Annotated in this window: 12 protein-coding genes; 6 read left to right on the top strand and 6 right to left on the bottom strand. The window is 38.1% G+C overall.

Annotated features, from left to right (window positions below; genetic code table 11):
- Positions 1 to 6 precede the first annotated feature (6 nt).
- A complete protein-coding gene (locus CRO54_RS02360) occupies positions 7 to 1392 on the top strand; it encodes an SGNH/GDSL hydrolase family protein (RefSeq protein WP_097128265.1) in 1386 nt (461 codons plus the stop codon).
- A gap of 488 nt (positions 1393 to 1880) precedes the next feature.
- Here the strand turns inward: CRO54_RS02360 and CRO54_RS02355 are convergent, their stop codons facing one another.
- Positions 1881 to 5930, bottom strand: coding sequence for a cellulase family glycosylhydrolase (locus CRO54_RS02355; protein WP_097128262.1), 4050 nt, complete (start codon positions 5928 to 5930; stop codon positions 1881 to 1883).
- Between the two features lie 395 nt (positions 5931 to 6325).
- Here CRO54_RS02355 and CRO54_RS02350 point away from each other — a divergent pair, with 395 nt between their 5' ends.
- The gene (locus CRO54_RS02350) at positions 6326 to 7228 is read left to right on the top strand and encodes a helix-turn-helix domain-containing protein (RefSeq protein WP_097128260.1); all 903 of its coding nucleotides are present in this window, start codon (positions 6326 to 6328) and stop codon (positions 7226 to 7228) included.
- A 168-nt stretch (positions 7229 to 7396) separates the two neighbouring features.
- On the opposite strand, the gene CRO54_RS02345 is transcribed toward CRO54_RS02350, so the two are convergent.
- A complete protein-coding gene (locus CRO54_RS02345) occupies positions 7397 to 7705 on the bottom strand; it encodes an acyl-CoA thioester hydrolase/BAAT C-terminal domain-containing protein (RefSeq protein WP_097128258.1) in 309 nt (102 codons plus the stop codon).
- Between the two features lie 130 nt (positions 7706 to 7835).
- Positions 7836 to 8540, bottom strand: a complete 705-nt coding sequence (locus tag CRO54_RS02340; protein ID WP_097128256.1) for an NUDIX hydrolase — start codon at positions 8538 to 8540, stop codon at positions 7836 to 7838.
- A 143-nt stretch (positions 8541 to 8683) separates the two neighbouring features.
- On the opposite strand from CRO54_RS02340, the gene CRO54_RS02335 reads away from it, so the two are divergent.
- From CRO54_RS02335 to CRO54_RS02325, 3 genes are all read left to right on the top strand, one after another.
- Positions 8684 to 9760 (top strand): UDP-glucose--hexose-1-phosphate uridylyltransferase, encoded by a 1077-nt coding sequence (locus tag CRO54_RS02335; RefSeq protein WP_097128254.1) that lies wholly within the window; start codon positions 8684 to 8686, stop codon positions 9758 to 9760.
- Positions 9741 to 10895, top strand: a complete 1155-nt coding sequence (locus tag CRO54_RS02330; RefSeq protein WP_097128252.1) for a galactokinase — start codon at positions 9741 to 9743, stop codon at positions 10893 to 10895. The genes CRO54_RS02335 and CRO54_RS02330 overlap by 20 nt, the downstream gene beginning before the upstream one ends.
- 72 nt (positions 10896 to 10967) lie before the next feature.
- Complete coding sequence (locus tag CRO54_RS02325; protein WP_097128249.1) at positions 10968 to 12644, top strand: sodium:solute symporter family transporter; 1677 nt, start codon at positions 10968 to 10970, stop codon at positions 12642 to 12644.
- Positions 12645 to 12831: 187 nt separating this feature from the next.
- Here CRO54_RS02325 and CRO54_RS02320 read toward each other — a convergent pair whose 3' ends face one another.
- The 3 genes from CRO54_RS02320 to CRO54_RS02310 form a co-directional block, all read right to left on the bottom strand.
- Positions 12832 to 13503, bottom strand: a complete 672-nt coding sequence (locus tag CRO54_RS02320; RefSeq protein ID WP_097128247.1) for a YceI family protein — start codon at positions 13501 to 13503, stop codon at positions 12832 to 12834.
- Positions 13504 to 13918: 415 nt separating this feature from the next.
- Positions 13919 to 14227, bottom strand: a complete 309-nt coding sequence (locus CRO54_RS21320) for a cupin domain-containing protein (RefSeq protein WP_205943941.1) — start codon at positions 14225 to 14227, stop codon at positions 13919 to 13921.
- Positions 14224 to 15045, bottom strand: coding sequence for an alpha/beta hydrolase (locus tag CRO54_RS02310; protein WP_240774994.1), 822 nt, complete (start codon positions 15043 to 15045; stop codon positions 14224 to 14226). The genes CRO54_RS21320 and CRO54_RS02310 overlap by 4 nt, the downstream gene beginning before the upstream one ends.
- Here CRO54_RS02310 and CRO54_RS02305 point away from each other — a divergent pair.
- Positions 15037 to 15876 (top strand): helix-turn-helix domain-containing protein, encoded by an 840-nt coding sequence (locus CRO54_RS02305; protein ID WP_244904279.1) that lies wholly within the window; start codon positions 15037 to 15039, stop codon positions 15874 to 15876. The two genes, CRO54_RS02310 and CRO54_RS02305, sit on opposite strands and share 9 nt — an antisense overlap.
- The last annotated feature ends 23 nt before the right edge of the window (positions 15877 to 15899 follow it).

The raw sequence follows: 15899 nt of genomic DNA, 5'->3' as shown, positions 1-15899 counted from the left end.
TATTTGATGAAAATAATGAAAAACTTCGTTGTCGCTCTAGCCATATCTTTAATAGGAAGTGTTGCTTTGGCGCAAAAAGCACCGATACCTTTTTTTAAGAACGGACAAACGGTAAGCTTTGTAGGCAACAGCATTACCCACGCCGGCGATTTTCATCATTTTATTGCGTTGTACTACGCTACGCGATTTCCAAACGAGAAAATTACTTTCAACAATCTTGGTATTCGTGGCGATAATACTTACTCGTTCTTAAAAAGAATGGATATCGATATTCTACAGAAAAAGTCAGATTGGTATGTGGTGATGGCGGGCATGAACGATGTGAACAGATTGCTTTATAATGTAGATAGGCAATCGGATCCAGAAGTGCAGAAACAAAAGCAATGGGCATTAAATGACTATAAGAAGAATTATGAGAAAGTAATTCAGCGGTTGATGCTGACTGGTGCAAAAGTAGTCTTACAAAAGCCAAGTATTTACGATCAAACGGGCGATTTACCTACACCTAACCAACCGGGAGTAAATGATGCGTTGCAAAAATGTACCGAAATTATTGATGAGCTTGCCAAAAAACACAAGCTGCAAGTGATTGATTATTTTACCATCATGAGCGATATCAATAAAAAGATACAAAGTGTTGACCCAAAGAAAACCATTGTTGGTAATGATCGCGTTCATCCCAATTCTCCTGGCCATTTTGTGATGGCATATCAGTTTCTAAAATCTACGGCAGCACCAAACTACGTCTCTGCTATAGAACTGCAAAAAGGAAAATTGAAGAGTGCTGCAAATGCCAAAGTAAGCGATATTGTATGGAAAAATGAGAGTATTTCTTTTACAGCAATAGAAAACAGCCTGCCCTTTCCAATACCTACCGCAGCAGAGCCTGCTCTAAATTGGGTTAATTTCAACGAGGAATTGAATGTGCAACTCTTAAAGGTATCGCCTTTGGCAGCTGGAAATTATGCGCTAAATATTGATGGCATACTGATTGACAACTTTAGCAGTGAAGACTTACAAAAAGGTATTAACTTGGCTACCATAAAAACCACTCCTCAATACCTACAAGCACAAAAGGTAGCAGAAAAAACCATCGCTTACAGAAACGTACAACGCAAATTGAGAGATTTAAAGTTTGTAGTGTACAGCTATTTCCCAAAACATTCGTGGAGTGCCGATTTAGCTACTTCACAAAAAGTAATTGACAGTGTACTTACTTCATTACAAACCACCAACGAGAAAAAATATAAAAGCTTACAACCTCAATTTGAAAGCTATTTGAAAGATAAGCCCAAACAAGAAGAATGGGAGAAAAAGGCAGATGTTTTAGCTAAGGAGATTTATGAAATCAACAAGCCAACGGCCCACTCCTATCAAATTTTAAAAAAGTAAGCACCTATGCTGAAAATTTGCTGTGATATTCAGCTTATTTTATCCAAGTAGTTTCTAGATTTAGTACATAATGCCAAAAGAGGTTACTCAACGAGTTCCTCTTTTTTTGTTACTTGATACTTGCAGCTTCAAATTCATATCATCATTAGTCATTTCGACAGTAGCGAAGCGAGTTGAGAACCGAAGCTCTACGAAGTGAAATATTTCGACAAGATGTTGTTATTTATTCAAGGATTTAGCTTCGCTGATTTTCAATTCTCGGCTAAACTCGAAATGATGGCAAGAACGAATTATCTCTCTTATGACAATAAATGGCAACTAAAAGCATCTTTAACTGTTAAACATTTCTAATATCGAATTTCGTATCGTAAGATTTTACACCACTGATTAACAGCTATAATTCAAATCTTTCCTAAATTACAATATCAAAAAGCTAAAAAAAAGCTCCGAGTTTACCTCGGAGCCTTCAAACAATCAACAAAACATTTTTAGTTGATAATCAGTTTCACACTTTTCTTCTCGCCTTTAGTTACATAAGTCGCTACATAAGCTCCTTGTAGCTGTCGACCTAAAGCAAACTCGAAGGTATTGTTACCAGGCACAACATTATTTGCAAACTTGGCAACTATCCTTCCAGATAGATCCGAAAGATAAAGATCAAAACTAGCCAATTGCGTGGTGTTTACTCGTAGGCTTAGTTTCCCAGCATTGGCATAAATTTTCAAATCGCCATTGCCATCTAAACTTGGAGTAATTGCTAACACCTTCGGATGATAACTCTCTGCTCCATTCAAATCCACTTGCTTTAATTTGTAATAATTAATCCCCAATTGTGGCGTATGGTCTGTATGACGATATTTTTTCAGCTCAGCAGAATTTCCGGCTCCCTTCACATGAGCAATATTATCAAAGAATTTACCATCTTTAGAGCGCAAAACCTCGAAGTGAGCATTATTACTTTCAGAACGTGTACTCCAGTCCAATTCTACACTACCATTTTTCTGCTTTTCTGCATCAAAATTTAAGAATGCAACCGGCATCACCGTAGAACCCATCAAAACAATTTCAGCATGTGTTAAAGCTCTGTTAAAGATTTTGAACTCGTCCAATACACCATCTAGTACAGCAGGAGTAGCAAAACGCGATTTCCCTAAATAATTAGCCGTGGTAAGTCCTAAGTCTGATGGCTTAATAGTAATATCTGTTCTTTGTCCGACTTGTTGTCCGTTTAGGTAAAGCGTTACCATATTGCCCGATTGGGTAAGCACAATGTTATGCCACGTTGCCCCAGTAGCTAAAGTTACATTACTTTCTACAGATTGTAGTGTTCCTCCGTTTTGAATCCCATAAGTAATACGGTTATTAGTTCCAGCTCTGGTAGTTAAATACATCATTTTTCTATTCGCATTGGGCTCATTAGTTCCATAATTGTCTCCAACGCCAAAATCAAAGATCCTAGCTCCACCTACATTTGCAATATGCCTGTACCAAACGCTAACGGTGAAATCATTCAAATCAGACATTAAACCGTTAGGTACTTTAATATAAGATGCTGCTTTCCCCCTAAAACGAACTGAGTTGTTCAAATACGAATTTGCTGGCTCTAGGAAAGTAATGTGCGAAGTATTTGCATTAGAACCAAACGAAGCATTTGGATCGAAAGTTCCGTCGTAATTGCCCCAAGAATCTATCACTCCAGTAGTCTCGTTGATCTGATCAAAAGACCAATACGCATATTCTACATTACTTGGTGTAGCAATTTTCTCCTCACTATTTTCTCCCACTCCCAATGTGTTTTCGGCAGCAACTACGTAATAATATGTGGTATTGTTTACTATGGCTGCATCTGTGTACGGACTGTTCGCAACAGTAGTAAGCGTAGTGTAAGGACCTCCTGCCGTAGTAGCTCGTTTAATCAAATAGCCAGTTACATCAATCTGTTCTGTCCAACTTAATTCTACCGAACCGTTTTTAGCTAACACCGCTACTCCTGCTACTTTTGCAGGAATGGTATATGCTGCCGTGGTAGCCGTTACATTCGCAGAAGCCACACCATCTCCTAAAACATTAACTCCCTTAATGCGATAGTAATAGGTAGTAGCGGGTGCTACTGTTTCATCTAAGAACGTAGTTACGGTAAGATTTTCTGCAACTGTTGTAAATGTTCCCGAAGAAGATTCGGAGCGCTCCAATTTGTATGAGGTAGCGTTAGATGAAGCATTCCAGCTTACGGTAACCTTGGCACTTCCAGAAGCCGTAGCAGCTAAATTAGTTGGTGTAATGGCTGGTTGCGCCACCGCAAATTCCATTCTATCTATGTCAAAAGTTCCGCTTACTACCTCTAAAGTAAATTGATGTTCCCCAACGGTTAAACTTGGAATCTCAAAGAATTTATCTGCCCAAGCATTTAAATCTGTTGTTACTGGGAGCTCCACATTCTCGGCAACCAAAGCATTACCAACCTTAAAATTAACCTTAGTTCCGGCAGTGGTAGTTACATATCGAAATTTAACTCTATACGCTGCTTCTTGCTGTACGTTAGTAGTGTATTTTAACCATTCTCCTGGCATGGTATGCGTTACCGAATAAATGAAGTTTGGAGAAGTTCCAGATCTTCTAAAATCCACGTCTTCATCTCGGTGAAGAAAATTACCCGAATTACCAATACTTTTGTCGTGATAAGCGATTCCTTCGCCCCCGCCGTCGTATTCCTCTGCCTGTAACGTTCCTGGTATTTTGAGTTCCACCCCTCTCAGTACCACATCCCTTTCTTCTCCCTGACCGCTGGCATTAGTTGCTCTAATTTTAATAGTGTGAGTTCCGCTAGGCATTGTACCTGTAATCTCCTGCGTGCTACTGTTATAACTTAATGCCACAGGCAACTGTGTAACGATAAAACCTGTTGGATTATTGGTGGCTGTAGGCTTATAAACTACAGGTTTTCCAATTTTGTAGCTCACCACCAACGGACTGTTAATACCCGACAAACTTGAAGGTGAAGCTGCAAAAAGATAATTGGCTAACACTTGCATTTGGGGACGTTCAGTGCCATTAGAATTTGGATAAACATTTAATTTATAAGTACCCCAAGAAGTACCGTATGACCAATAAGTTCCGTTTACACCATTGCTGGACAAATATTGGAGTGTGTTATCTAGTAATGTATTCCATAAACTATTATCGGCAGCATCTGCTTTATCCGAATCCGCATTCGGATTGTTAGGAATGCCGTACTCGCCCATAAAACCACGCAGATTATATTTTTTAAGCCATTCTACAAATGGAGTTACTCTATTTACGCCTGTTTGAGCTGTTGCCCCATCCAATACATACGTAGAATATTCTCCAGCAGAGTTTTTATCAAAATAACTGTGTGCTTCGAACATTAAATTATTTGAAGGATCCTTAAGCTTACGCAAGTTATCACTTACTGTAGGCCATGAACTTGCAGAACTGTAGCTGTCGCCACCTACCATAATGGTGTTTTGGGTATCTTCAGTTCTTATCGCATCAATAATAGCTTGTGCTGTATTTACCCAAGGCATATCTCTCGGAATGCTATAAGGCTCATTCATGATACCATGCGCATAAATATTATCGAAATCCTTGAACTCTGCGGCCATCTTTTTCCAAAAATCTTGGATAGTTGAAATTGGAGCTTCGGCCGAACCGATTATATCATCTTTAATGGTGTTATCTGGATTTTTAGTCCTTCTCCTGTTATAGTTATGAAGATCTAGAAGCACCCACATCCCTCTGGTTCGGGCGGCCCAAACAATGTTTTTTAAGTGCGATAAAGACTCCTCACTTAGCGGTCCGTTCAAAGTAGGCTGTACACGTTCCCACAAAAATGGAAGACGGATCAATTTAAAACCTTTACTAGCCAAGTAATCTAATTCCTGTGTACGTGGATAACGCCAATCTGATGCAGTACCGCTAAAAGAAAATTCGCCACCACTTAAGTTAGTTCCAAAGGGCGCTGGATTTTTAGGTACCAACGATGGCAATTGGGCAGTAGTTAGTGCTTCGGTAAAACGGATGTAATCAATTTCTATCGGAAGTTGATCGGAATGTACGTTAATTGGGATGGGCAACTGAATGAGCAGTCTAGAGATATTACCTTCCCAACGTAAATCATGAGTTAAATCCAATACGTATTCTTTAAAATCAGTGTCTTCTGTAGACATCAAAATTTCCATCTTTTTATCTCCACTGGGTGTTGTCCATATAAAATTGGCGATACGATCTTTAGTGCCATTTTTAACTCTAATTACAAACCTTTTGGAAACCGCAGGATCCACAATGCTTACACCGCCAGTGGCAACCAAATTGATATTACAGAATCCCGCGTTTCTTGTAGCGGTAAGTCTCAGTACACCATTCAGCGTATTTGGGCTGCCATACGCCACAATACTCCATCCATCAGCTTTACCACCCATTACGGGGTTGTCAAAATCCCAAGTTTGGGTTACGGTTTGAGCGCTGACTTCTAGCCAGAAGCAGCCGAGGATACATAAAAAAGTCAATAGTTTTTTCATACAAAATTTAATTAAATGGTTAGGGATAGGTTAAAATGGAGTTGAAATTTATTCGATAAAGTTGATGCTGGAAAAGAATTTTAAGGTTAAAAAAATATCATCATCAGCTATAAAAACATGTACAAAACAAACCTCTACTTTATAGATTTGATTAAACACAGCAATTCCATTACGCCAAATTGTTATGATGGCGAAAATATGTTGAGGTGCTAGAAAAATAACCTTAGGCTTTATTTCAAGCCATATAGATAAAGCCTAGTACGATGACTAAAAAACAGTTGGAGAAAATCAAATCAGCTGATTTTTAGGTTTATAATTGATTAGTACTAAAATCCTAATTATTCTAAAAATGAGTGATTACGCATCAAGCAATTACATGTACAAAACAAACATATATGAACAAAGTAAGTGATAGCTTGAAAAATGATCCTTCAGAGATTAAGCAGGAGTTCAGTAACATCAATATCAAATTGCTTTGTTGTCGCTATTGGATACTTCAAGAGTGGCAATGTTCAGACCTTTCCGTTCCTTTTTGGAGAATTTACCACAACAATATTGGCGATGCAAAAATTCATTTTAATGGGCGATATACATCGTTAAATAAACAGACTATAGTGATTATCCCGCCTCATACTGCATTTTCCACGACCATCGGAAATTTTGGTAGAAACCATCAACAAGAAAGTATAGTAGGTAGGAAATTCGAGAGAAGAGATGACATCCACACGCTAACTGATTACCATCGTGTAGACCATCTATTCATCCATTTCTCATTAGGCTTTCCGCTTGATTTTGTGCAAACAGGTATTTACACTATTTCTTGCAATTCAACCTTACAAGCGTTGATCGAGGATATTCAAATATCTTGTATCGATGATACTCATTTCAACCTGCTAGAATGCCTCAGAATAAAACAACTCATTAATAGCTGCCTGCTAAATATTAGAGAAAACATCTGGAAGGTTGACACGGTAGATCCAAGAATATTCATTGCGATGAAAACTATCGAAAGAAACTTTAATCAAGGCATATCCAATGCTGATTTGGCGAATACAGCAAACATGGCTGTAAATTCATTTTCGAGATTATTCAAAACTTGTACAGGGTTTTCCGTACAGCAGTATATCGCCAAAACAAAAATTGAAGTGGCCTGCAACCTAATGCACCATAGCAGTAAAACCATCGATGAAATAGCATACACCTGCGGTTTTTACGACCGCCATCATTTCTCGAAAATATTTAAAAGACAGATGAAGGTAAATCCATCTTATTACATGAAAAATCTCATCATCAGTTAAGCCAATAAATATGTTCCAAGCTTGATCATTGCAGCTCTCACGACTAACAGCATTAATTTTAGCCCATTTCAATTGACGACGTGTACAGCAAAAAATTGGGCAACATCCGGAAATGATCTCATTGCACACCAGAAAGTTTAAACAACGAATCGTCTACTTTTTCCATGTTTAAAAAGTTTCTTCCAATTTCTCCCTCACATTTGCAGAATCCGCATACTTAAATGCAGTTTCAAACATCAACTTATTGATACTGTTAGAACGTTTTTTATCTGTTGGTTTCATCGCAGAGTTATTCACCAAGTCTTCGTTCTGCTTAATTAGCGAAGCAAAACCATTGGTAGCCAAACCAGCAAGGCTGACGATGAATTTCACATCGCTAGACTTAGCCGCCGCAATTGCGATTCCCTCACCTCCTTCGCTATGGCCAATCAAACCTATTTTGATTGATTTGAAGCTGTATTCCTTTAGTAGAAACAATTACAGAAAAAAAAGAATTAAAGCCAGAAGTAGGTTAAAAAAAGAACTCGTAGACGCATTAAACACTCTATAGAAAAATTTGTGGCGATTTAAAAAACTGATAATTGAATTATCAAATCAAAAGAAAAAACTATAAATCTAAACTTAGATTAGGAAGTAGATTAAACACCAAATGAAAGTCTGATCGATACTTCTTGTGGTTAAGTTTGAAATAATAAGCACCTTTTTTTGAACTAGACTTATCCTTCTCATCCAGCTTAACCAACAAACCAGTTGAGTTCATTTTTCGATTAAAATTACCGGTATCTATCTTCATATCATTAACTGCCTCAAAGAGCGTTTGCAATTGCGGAAGGGTGAATTTCTTAGGTAGCAATTCAAACAAAATTGGATGTAGGGCAGCTTTATAACGCAATCTTTTTCTTGCATCAGCTACCATCGTGTTATGATCAAAAATCAACTCTGGCCTTTCATTGATAGGAAACCACTCGGCATGGTAATCAGCGTTAAGCTGTTGGCTATACTTCTTAATGTCAATCAATGCAAAATAAGCAACAGAAAGTGTTCTTTCTATCGGATCTCTATCGGGTTTACCATAAACCTTAAATTGTTCTAGATAAATTCCATCTAGTCCAGTATTTTTTTTCAGAACCTTAATTGCTGCATCATCAGTACTTTCTTCAGCGCCAACAAATCCACCAATTAAACTCCATTTATTAATTTCCGGCTCCAAGCTCCGCTTTACGAGCAATAACTTTAACGTTTCGCCATCAAACCCAAACACAATACAATCTACAGCTACCAAATAATGCGGCTGACTAGAATATTCAATCATTTTTTTTCCTGGATTATGATAAAAGTTAGGCGTTAAAACTTCTCAAAAGTAACATTCTTAATTAAATTATTAATTGTCTACATGACAATTAATAATTTATATGTAGCTTAGCCCTATATTATTATTACCAGATATAATTAAACATGGACGAATCGAACGCTTTAGAGCTAAATCCGCACAGAAGATTGAATATACTCACAGGAGAGTGGGTATTAGTTTCACCGCATAGGACTAAACGCCCTTGGCAAGGCAAAGTAGAAGACCTACCACAGGATAACCGACCTTCTTACGACCCTAAATGCTACCTATGCCCTACCAATAGCAGAGCAGATGGCGAAACAAATCCAGATTATAAAGAAAGCTTTATCTTCAAAAACGACTTTTCTGCGTTATTGGAAGAAACTCCAAAAAACAGTTACAATGAAGATAATTTATTGGTAGCCCAAAGCGAACGCGGTATCTGCAAAGTAATCAGTTTTAGTCCGCAGCACCACCTTACATTACCAGAACTTAGCATAGCTGATATCACCAAAGTGGTAGACCTTTGGCAAGCTGAATACAAAAGCTTGGCGGAAAACCCGTGGATAAAATACATCCAAATTTTCGAAAACAAGGGGGAGATTATGGGCTGTAGTAACCCGCACCCACACGGGCAAATTTGGGCACAGAGTGAATTGCCTGTTGAGATTATTAAAGAAACTGAGCGCCAAAGAAAGCATTATGCAATCAACAAAAGCAGTCTTTTAAGCGATTACCTAAACCTTGAATTAGAGAAAAACGAACGTATCATATTTGAGAATGAGGCATTTGCTGTACTTGTACCATTTTGGGCAGTTTGGCCTTACGAAACAATGATCATCAGCAAAAAACATGTTAAAAACATTGCTGCATTCAACGAAAAGGAAAAACAACTCTTGGCCGAAGCCATCAAAGTTCTTACAACCAAATACGATAACTTATTTGAAACATCGTTCCCATATTCTGCCGGAATGCACCAAGCACCAGTAAATGATGGCGAACATCCGGAATGGCACTGGCATATGCATTTTTATCCGCCATTGCTTCGCTCTGCAACTGTAAAAAAATTCATGGTAGGTTACGAAATGTTGGCCAATGCACAACGTGATATCACACCAGAATATGCGGCAGACCGATTAAAAGAACTATCAACCGAACACTATAAAAGTAAAGCACAGCAACATGGAACCGTTACAGCTTAAACAGGCTTTCAAAGAAATTTTCGATACCGAACCCATCTTAATTAAATCACCGGGGCGTATCAATATCATTGGCGAACATACCGATTACAATGGTGGATTAGTAATGCCCGCTGCAATTAACAAGGCAGTTTATGTAGCTATTTCTAAAAGAGATGACAGCGAAATACATCTTTTCTCAGAAAGCTATCAAGAAAAATATACTGGTCATTTCAGTAGCGTTAAAAAATCCGAAACAGCTTGGGCAAATTATATCCTAGGTGTTGTTGATGGCTTTTTGAAACGAGATTTAACCCTTTCTGGTTTCAACCTTTATATCTACGGCGATGTACCTTTGGGCGCTGGCTTATCCTCTTCTGCGGCTATTGAATGTGCTACAGCCTATGCGTTGGCGCAACTTAACGAGCTTTCGGTTGCCAAAATGGATTTAGCCCTAATTGCTCAAAAAGCAGAACATGAATTTGCAGGTGTAAACTGCGGCATTATGGATCAATTTGCCTCTGTATTTGGCAAAGCAGATTATGCGATGATGTTAGATTGCAGATCTTTAAAGCACGAATATATCCCATTAAAATTGGATGGATACAAACTGGTGTTACTCAACACTAATGTAAAGCATTCGTTGAGCGACTCTGCCTACAATGATAGAAGAGCACAATGTGAGCAAGGCGTAGCATGGGTCAAAGCACATCATCCTTCAGTAGAATTTTTAAGGGATGTAAGCGAAGATATGCTATTGACGCATGTGCAGCCTCAAAATAATGAAGTGTATACCAAATGTAGCTTTATAGTAGCCGAGATAGAACGTGTAAAAAAAGCGGCCGCAGCATTAAAAGATGGCGATTTAAAAGAACTAGGCAGATTAATGCTAGAAACACATGAAGGTTTAAGCAAAGCCTACGAAGTGAGTTGCAAAGAGTTAGATTTTCTGGTAGATCAGGTTAAAGAGGTAGATGAAGTTTTAGGTGCCAGAATGATGGGCGGCGGATTTGGCGGTTGTACCATCAACATTGTAAAAGATGAAGCTATTGAGGAACTGATTGAGAAAGTGAGCAAGTTATATAATGAGCAGTTCGGATTATCGCTTAGTGCATACGTAGTGCAAACCGGTAATGGCTCCGAAGTGATCAACCTCTAGCCCGATAAGATCAATGAAGATTGAAATAAATACCAATTATCAAATTGAACCAATGAACTAAAAAAATATTCGATGAAAACCAATTTATTAGAAGCAAAGGACTATATCGTATTTGCGGTATATTTTATTATTGTTGCCGCATACGGTCTCTATATTTATAAGAAGAAAAAATCAGCTACATCAGATTCAAAAGATTACTTCCTTGCCGAAGGCTCTTTAACATGGTGGGCTATTGGAGCATCATTAATTGCTTCAAACATATCTGCCGAGCAGTTTATAGGCATGAGCGGATCTGGCTTTAAAATGGGATTGGCCATTGCTACCTACGAATGGATGGCAGCACTTACCCTTATTATCGTAGCAGTTTTCTTTATTCCAGTTTATCTGAAGAACAAAATTGCCACCATGCCTCAATTTCTACATCAGCGGTACAATGGCACTGTAGCGATGATCATGGCGGTATTTTGGTTGCTACTTTATGTGGTTGTAAACCTTACTTCTATCCTTTATCTCGGTGCATTGGCGGTGAGTAGCATTTCTGGTTTCAGTATCGAGGCCTGTATGTATGCCATTGCAATTTTTGCAATCATCATCACCCTTGGTGGAATGAAAGTAATAGGCTATACCGATGTAATACAAGTGTTCTTTTTAATACTTGGAGGATTAGCCACGACCTATTTAGCGCTTAATCTGGTTTCTGAACATTATGGTACTAAAGGAATATTTGAAGGCTATAGTTTAATGACCACTAAAGCTTCAGAGCATTTCCAAATGATTCTAAAACCAGAAAATGAGAATTACATGGATTTACCTGGGCTTTCGGTGCTGATTGGCGGTATGTGGATTGTAAACTTAAATTACTGGGGATGTAATCAATACATTACTCAAAGAGCATTAGGAGCCGATTTGAATACGGCTAGAGGCGGTTTATTATTCGCAGCATTCTTAAAATTATTGATGCCCGTTATTGTAGTATTGCCAGGTATCGCGGCTTATGTCCTTTATAAAGAAGGTCATTTTCAAAGTGAAATGGTACATGGAGGTTCAGTAAATCCTGATCGTGCTTACCCAGTCCTATTAAATTTACTACCTGCCGGATTAAAAGGACTTTCTTTCGCTGCATTAACCGCTGCTGTGGTAGCATCTTTAGCTGGAAAAGCAAATAGTATCGCTACCATATTTACTTTAGATGTTTACAAAAAAGTATTTAACACCAAAGCGACAGAAAAAAATTTGATTACAACTGGTAAGATCACTATTGTAGTTGCCATGTTGCTTGCAGTAATCATTGCACCGCATTTAGGTATCGATAAAAAAGGTGGCTTCCAATACATACAAGAGTATACTGGTTTTGTATCTCCAGGAATATTTGCCATGTTCATTCTAGGTTTCTTCTGGAAGAAAACCACTTCAACTGCTGCCCTATTCGCAACTATTGGTGGTTTTATCATGTCGCTAATCTTAAAAGTATTACCAAATTTTGCAGACCTTTCATGGTTAGCTTCAACAGGATTTGCTGTTAAAAACGGGGAAGGTGTTTACGAAATACCTTTTATTGATAGAATGGGATTTGTATTTCTTTTCTGTATCATTGGCATGTACATCATCAGTAAAGTACAAAAAGTTAGTGCAGCAGAGTCTAAAGGACTTGAGATTGACGTCAATATGTTTAAAACCTCACGCAGTTTTGCTGTGGGTGCAATTATCATTATAGGACTTCTAACTGCACTTTACAGCATTTACTGGTAGGTATGATCTTTAAAAGCTTATTTAGCTCTTTACATATAAAACAACTGAAAGATTTCAAATGAACAAGTTTCATCTAAACTTCAGTTGAAAACCTGATAACGAACTATTTAAAAACATATCAATACTATAAAAAAACAGCCTAGTAATTTTCTTGCTAGGCTGTTTTTAATTTACAAATGCTTTCACATTAGTTTTTCTTAGCATTAATGGTAAGTCCAATCTCTACGTCTTTTGAAATCATCCAGTTTTCAGGACTTCCCTCTGTTTTATAATTGATTCCCCAAGCACTTCTATCAATTACAAATTTAGCAGTTGCAGTAACCGAAGTTGGAGTTACCTGAACTTTAGCTGGAAACGTTACGTTTAACGTACTATCTTTAAGCGTCAAATTTCCACTAATCAAATAATTAGGATCAGCAGTTAAACTAGCTTCTTTTGTTGCTGCATATGGTTCAACTTTGGTAATTACAAACTTTGCAGTTGGCGCTTTAGCTACGTCAAAGAAATCTGCACCTTTCAAGTGTCCTTCGAGATCTGTAGCTTTTTTACCTTCTTCTGTTACAGATGCCGGATCTACAGTTAGAGAGTTCATATTGATCAAAAACTCACCACCTGTTAAAGAATCTTTTGCTACAGAAACAGTTCCTAAATTTACACCAATTTTACCCCAACGTGGTGCTAAACCTCCTTTGTGAGCGCCTTTCCAATCTACCGAAGTAGTAAGGGTGTCAATGGCGAAACTTTCACCTTTTTGTTCGGCAGCAGCCTGCTCGGTAGTTGTTTCTGCATTATTATTAGAAGAACCTCCACAAGAAGCCAGTAAAAAAAGCGCAGGAAGCGCAAAAAGTAATTTTCTCATTTTTTTGTTTTTTATGATTAAAATTTAGCTTAATTCAACTATAAATTAAGGTCACAAAGTTAGCGTACCTCCTATTTAAAGTTCTTGATGTATGTTAATAATTTCAAATCAATGCACTTATTAATTTAAATTTGGCAAATACAATTTACAGCTATTTATAACAAGTTAAATGCTTTTTTGTTGAAATTAATACTAAGCAAATCTTGCATCATAAATCAATAAGTATCTAATTACTTTTAGCAGACTTTGATTTTATTGTCTATACTCTCGTTCTGTTACCGGTGCTAACCAGATTACACTACCTTTCTGTGTATTTGTACCAATGGCAATATGTATCATCTGATGATGAGGTGTAGCGTCATGCCAGTGCTTAATCTCGGGTGGGCATTTTATAACGTCTCCCTTCTTAATGGTTTCAATAGGGTTTCCCCTCTTCTTGATATAAGCCTTTTCCATCTGTAACCAGTAGCAGTTGTCCGCCGGGGTGGTAATGCCAATTGATTCTGGCACCTGGTGCAAAAGTTACCGAACCAATATTGCTATTGTACACCGTATCATTAGGAACCAACATCTGCAGCCAAACCTCACCAGTAAAATTTCCATTCTTCACTTTTGAGCCTAAAGGAAAAATAGCAGAAGCTGTACCTTCAGTAATTTTATCCTGTCCAAATGCCGTCATCGTAAGCAAAACTAATGGAATCACAAAATTCAGTTTAAACTTCATTTTCTATTTATTAAGGTTTTTTGATAAAATTCGACTAATTTATTGACACCTTTAGAAACATATTCTGGTTTCCAATAGGTTTGTATGTGCGTAGCTCCATCAATGACAAAAAGTTCTTTTTCGACTGTATTAACAGCTTTTCCAAAGACTTCATCAGTCATGTACTTTGTATCAGCTTTGCTGCCCGCTATCATCAAAAGAGGCTGATTTATTAAGTCGATACCAGCAGTAGCATCCCAAGTCATCAAATCAAGCAAGCTACTCATCGTGTACAAAAATGTAGAATTGGGATGCGCATGCGAACGGTAATAATATTCATATCCTTCACGATACAAATCAGGTTTGGTTTTCGCAATCTCCTCATCGGTGATACTAGACACACCTGCATAAATGATTTCACCACCCGCCGCTTCCTGTTCTCGAGCTTCAGTTGCTTTCTGTAAGCGTTCCTGCACGGTATTTAATTGAGAATTTTGAAAACCATTTCTTCTCACTTCGCCAGAATTGAACATACTTAAGGTAGCCACAGCTTTTAAACGCTTGTCTGATTGTGCTGCTTTTAACGTATAACCGCCACCACCGCAAATACCTAATGCGCCCAAACGGTTGGCATCTACCCCTGGATAATGACTGATAAAATCTGCCATTCCTCTAATATCTTCTGTTCTAAATGCTGGTTTGTCGGTACGAAGAGGCTCACCACCACTAGCTCCTTGATAAGCGGCATCAGCTGCAATGGCGATGTATCCTTTTTCCGCTAAATGTTGGGCGTACAGGCCAGCAGTTTGTTCTTTTATACCGCCATTTGGATGAGCCACAATGGTTTAACGCACATGCGTAAAGACAGTTGCTTCGACGCCATACAGTTTCCCGCCTATGATGTCTTAAGTTTTTATAAAATTACCTTTATCATAGACAACAAAGGCAGAGTACGCTATGGACAGCATTATTATGATTTCGATGAAGGTAGTATGATGTTCCTTGCCCCCAACCAGTTGGTAGGAAGTACAGAATATAGCGGTAGCGCCGAATGGTTTGTTCTATTGGTCCATCCAGATTATCTGCTAGGCACGCCATTAGCAAAAAAAATCAAACAATATGCTTATTTCTCTTATGCCGTAAATGAGGCGCTGCATCTTTCAGACAAAGAAAGAAAGACCATCTTATCGGTATTTCAAATCATCAAAGAAGAATTGGACAACCGCATCGATGAATTCAGTCAGGACGTGGTGATTGCCCAGCTTGACCTTTTATTGAACTATGCCAACCGCTTCTACAAAAGACAATTCCTTACTAGAAAAGTACCACATACCGACCTATTACAACAAACAGAAGCTATACTTGATGAATATTTTAATCAGCAGAAAGGTCTCGAACAAGGTCTACCCTCCGTACAATACGTTTCCGATCAGCTCAACATCTCTGCAGGTTATCTCAGCGACTTGCTCAGGGTACTCATTGGACAGAACGCTACACAGTACATACACTATAAATTGATCGAAAGTGCAAAAGAGAAACTGTCTAGTACAAATCTGAGCATTAGCGAGATCGCTTACATCTTGGGTTTTGAGCATTCACAGTCCTTTAGCAAATTGTTCAAGGCTAAAACCCAAAAGACACCGCTAGAGTTTAGACACGCTTTTAATTGACCATGACTATTATTTTTAACATA

The organism is Pedobacter xixiisoli (genome assembly GCF_900215335.1).
In the GTDB taxonomy this organism is placed as follows: Bacteria; Bacteroidota; Bacteroidia; order Sphingobacteriales; family Sphingobacteriaceae; genus Pedobacter; species Pedobacter xixiisoli.
This window is presented reverse-complemented; position numbering and strand designations above follow the sequence as displayed.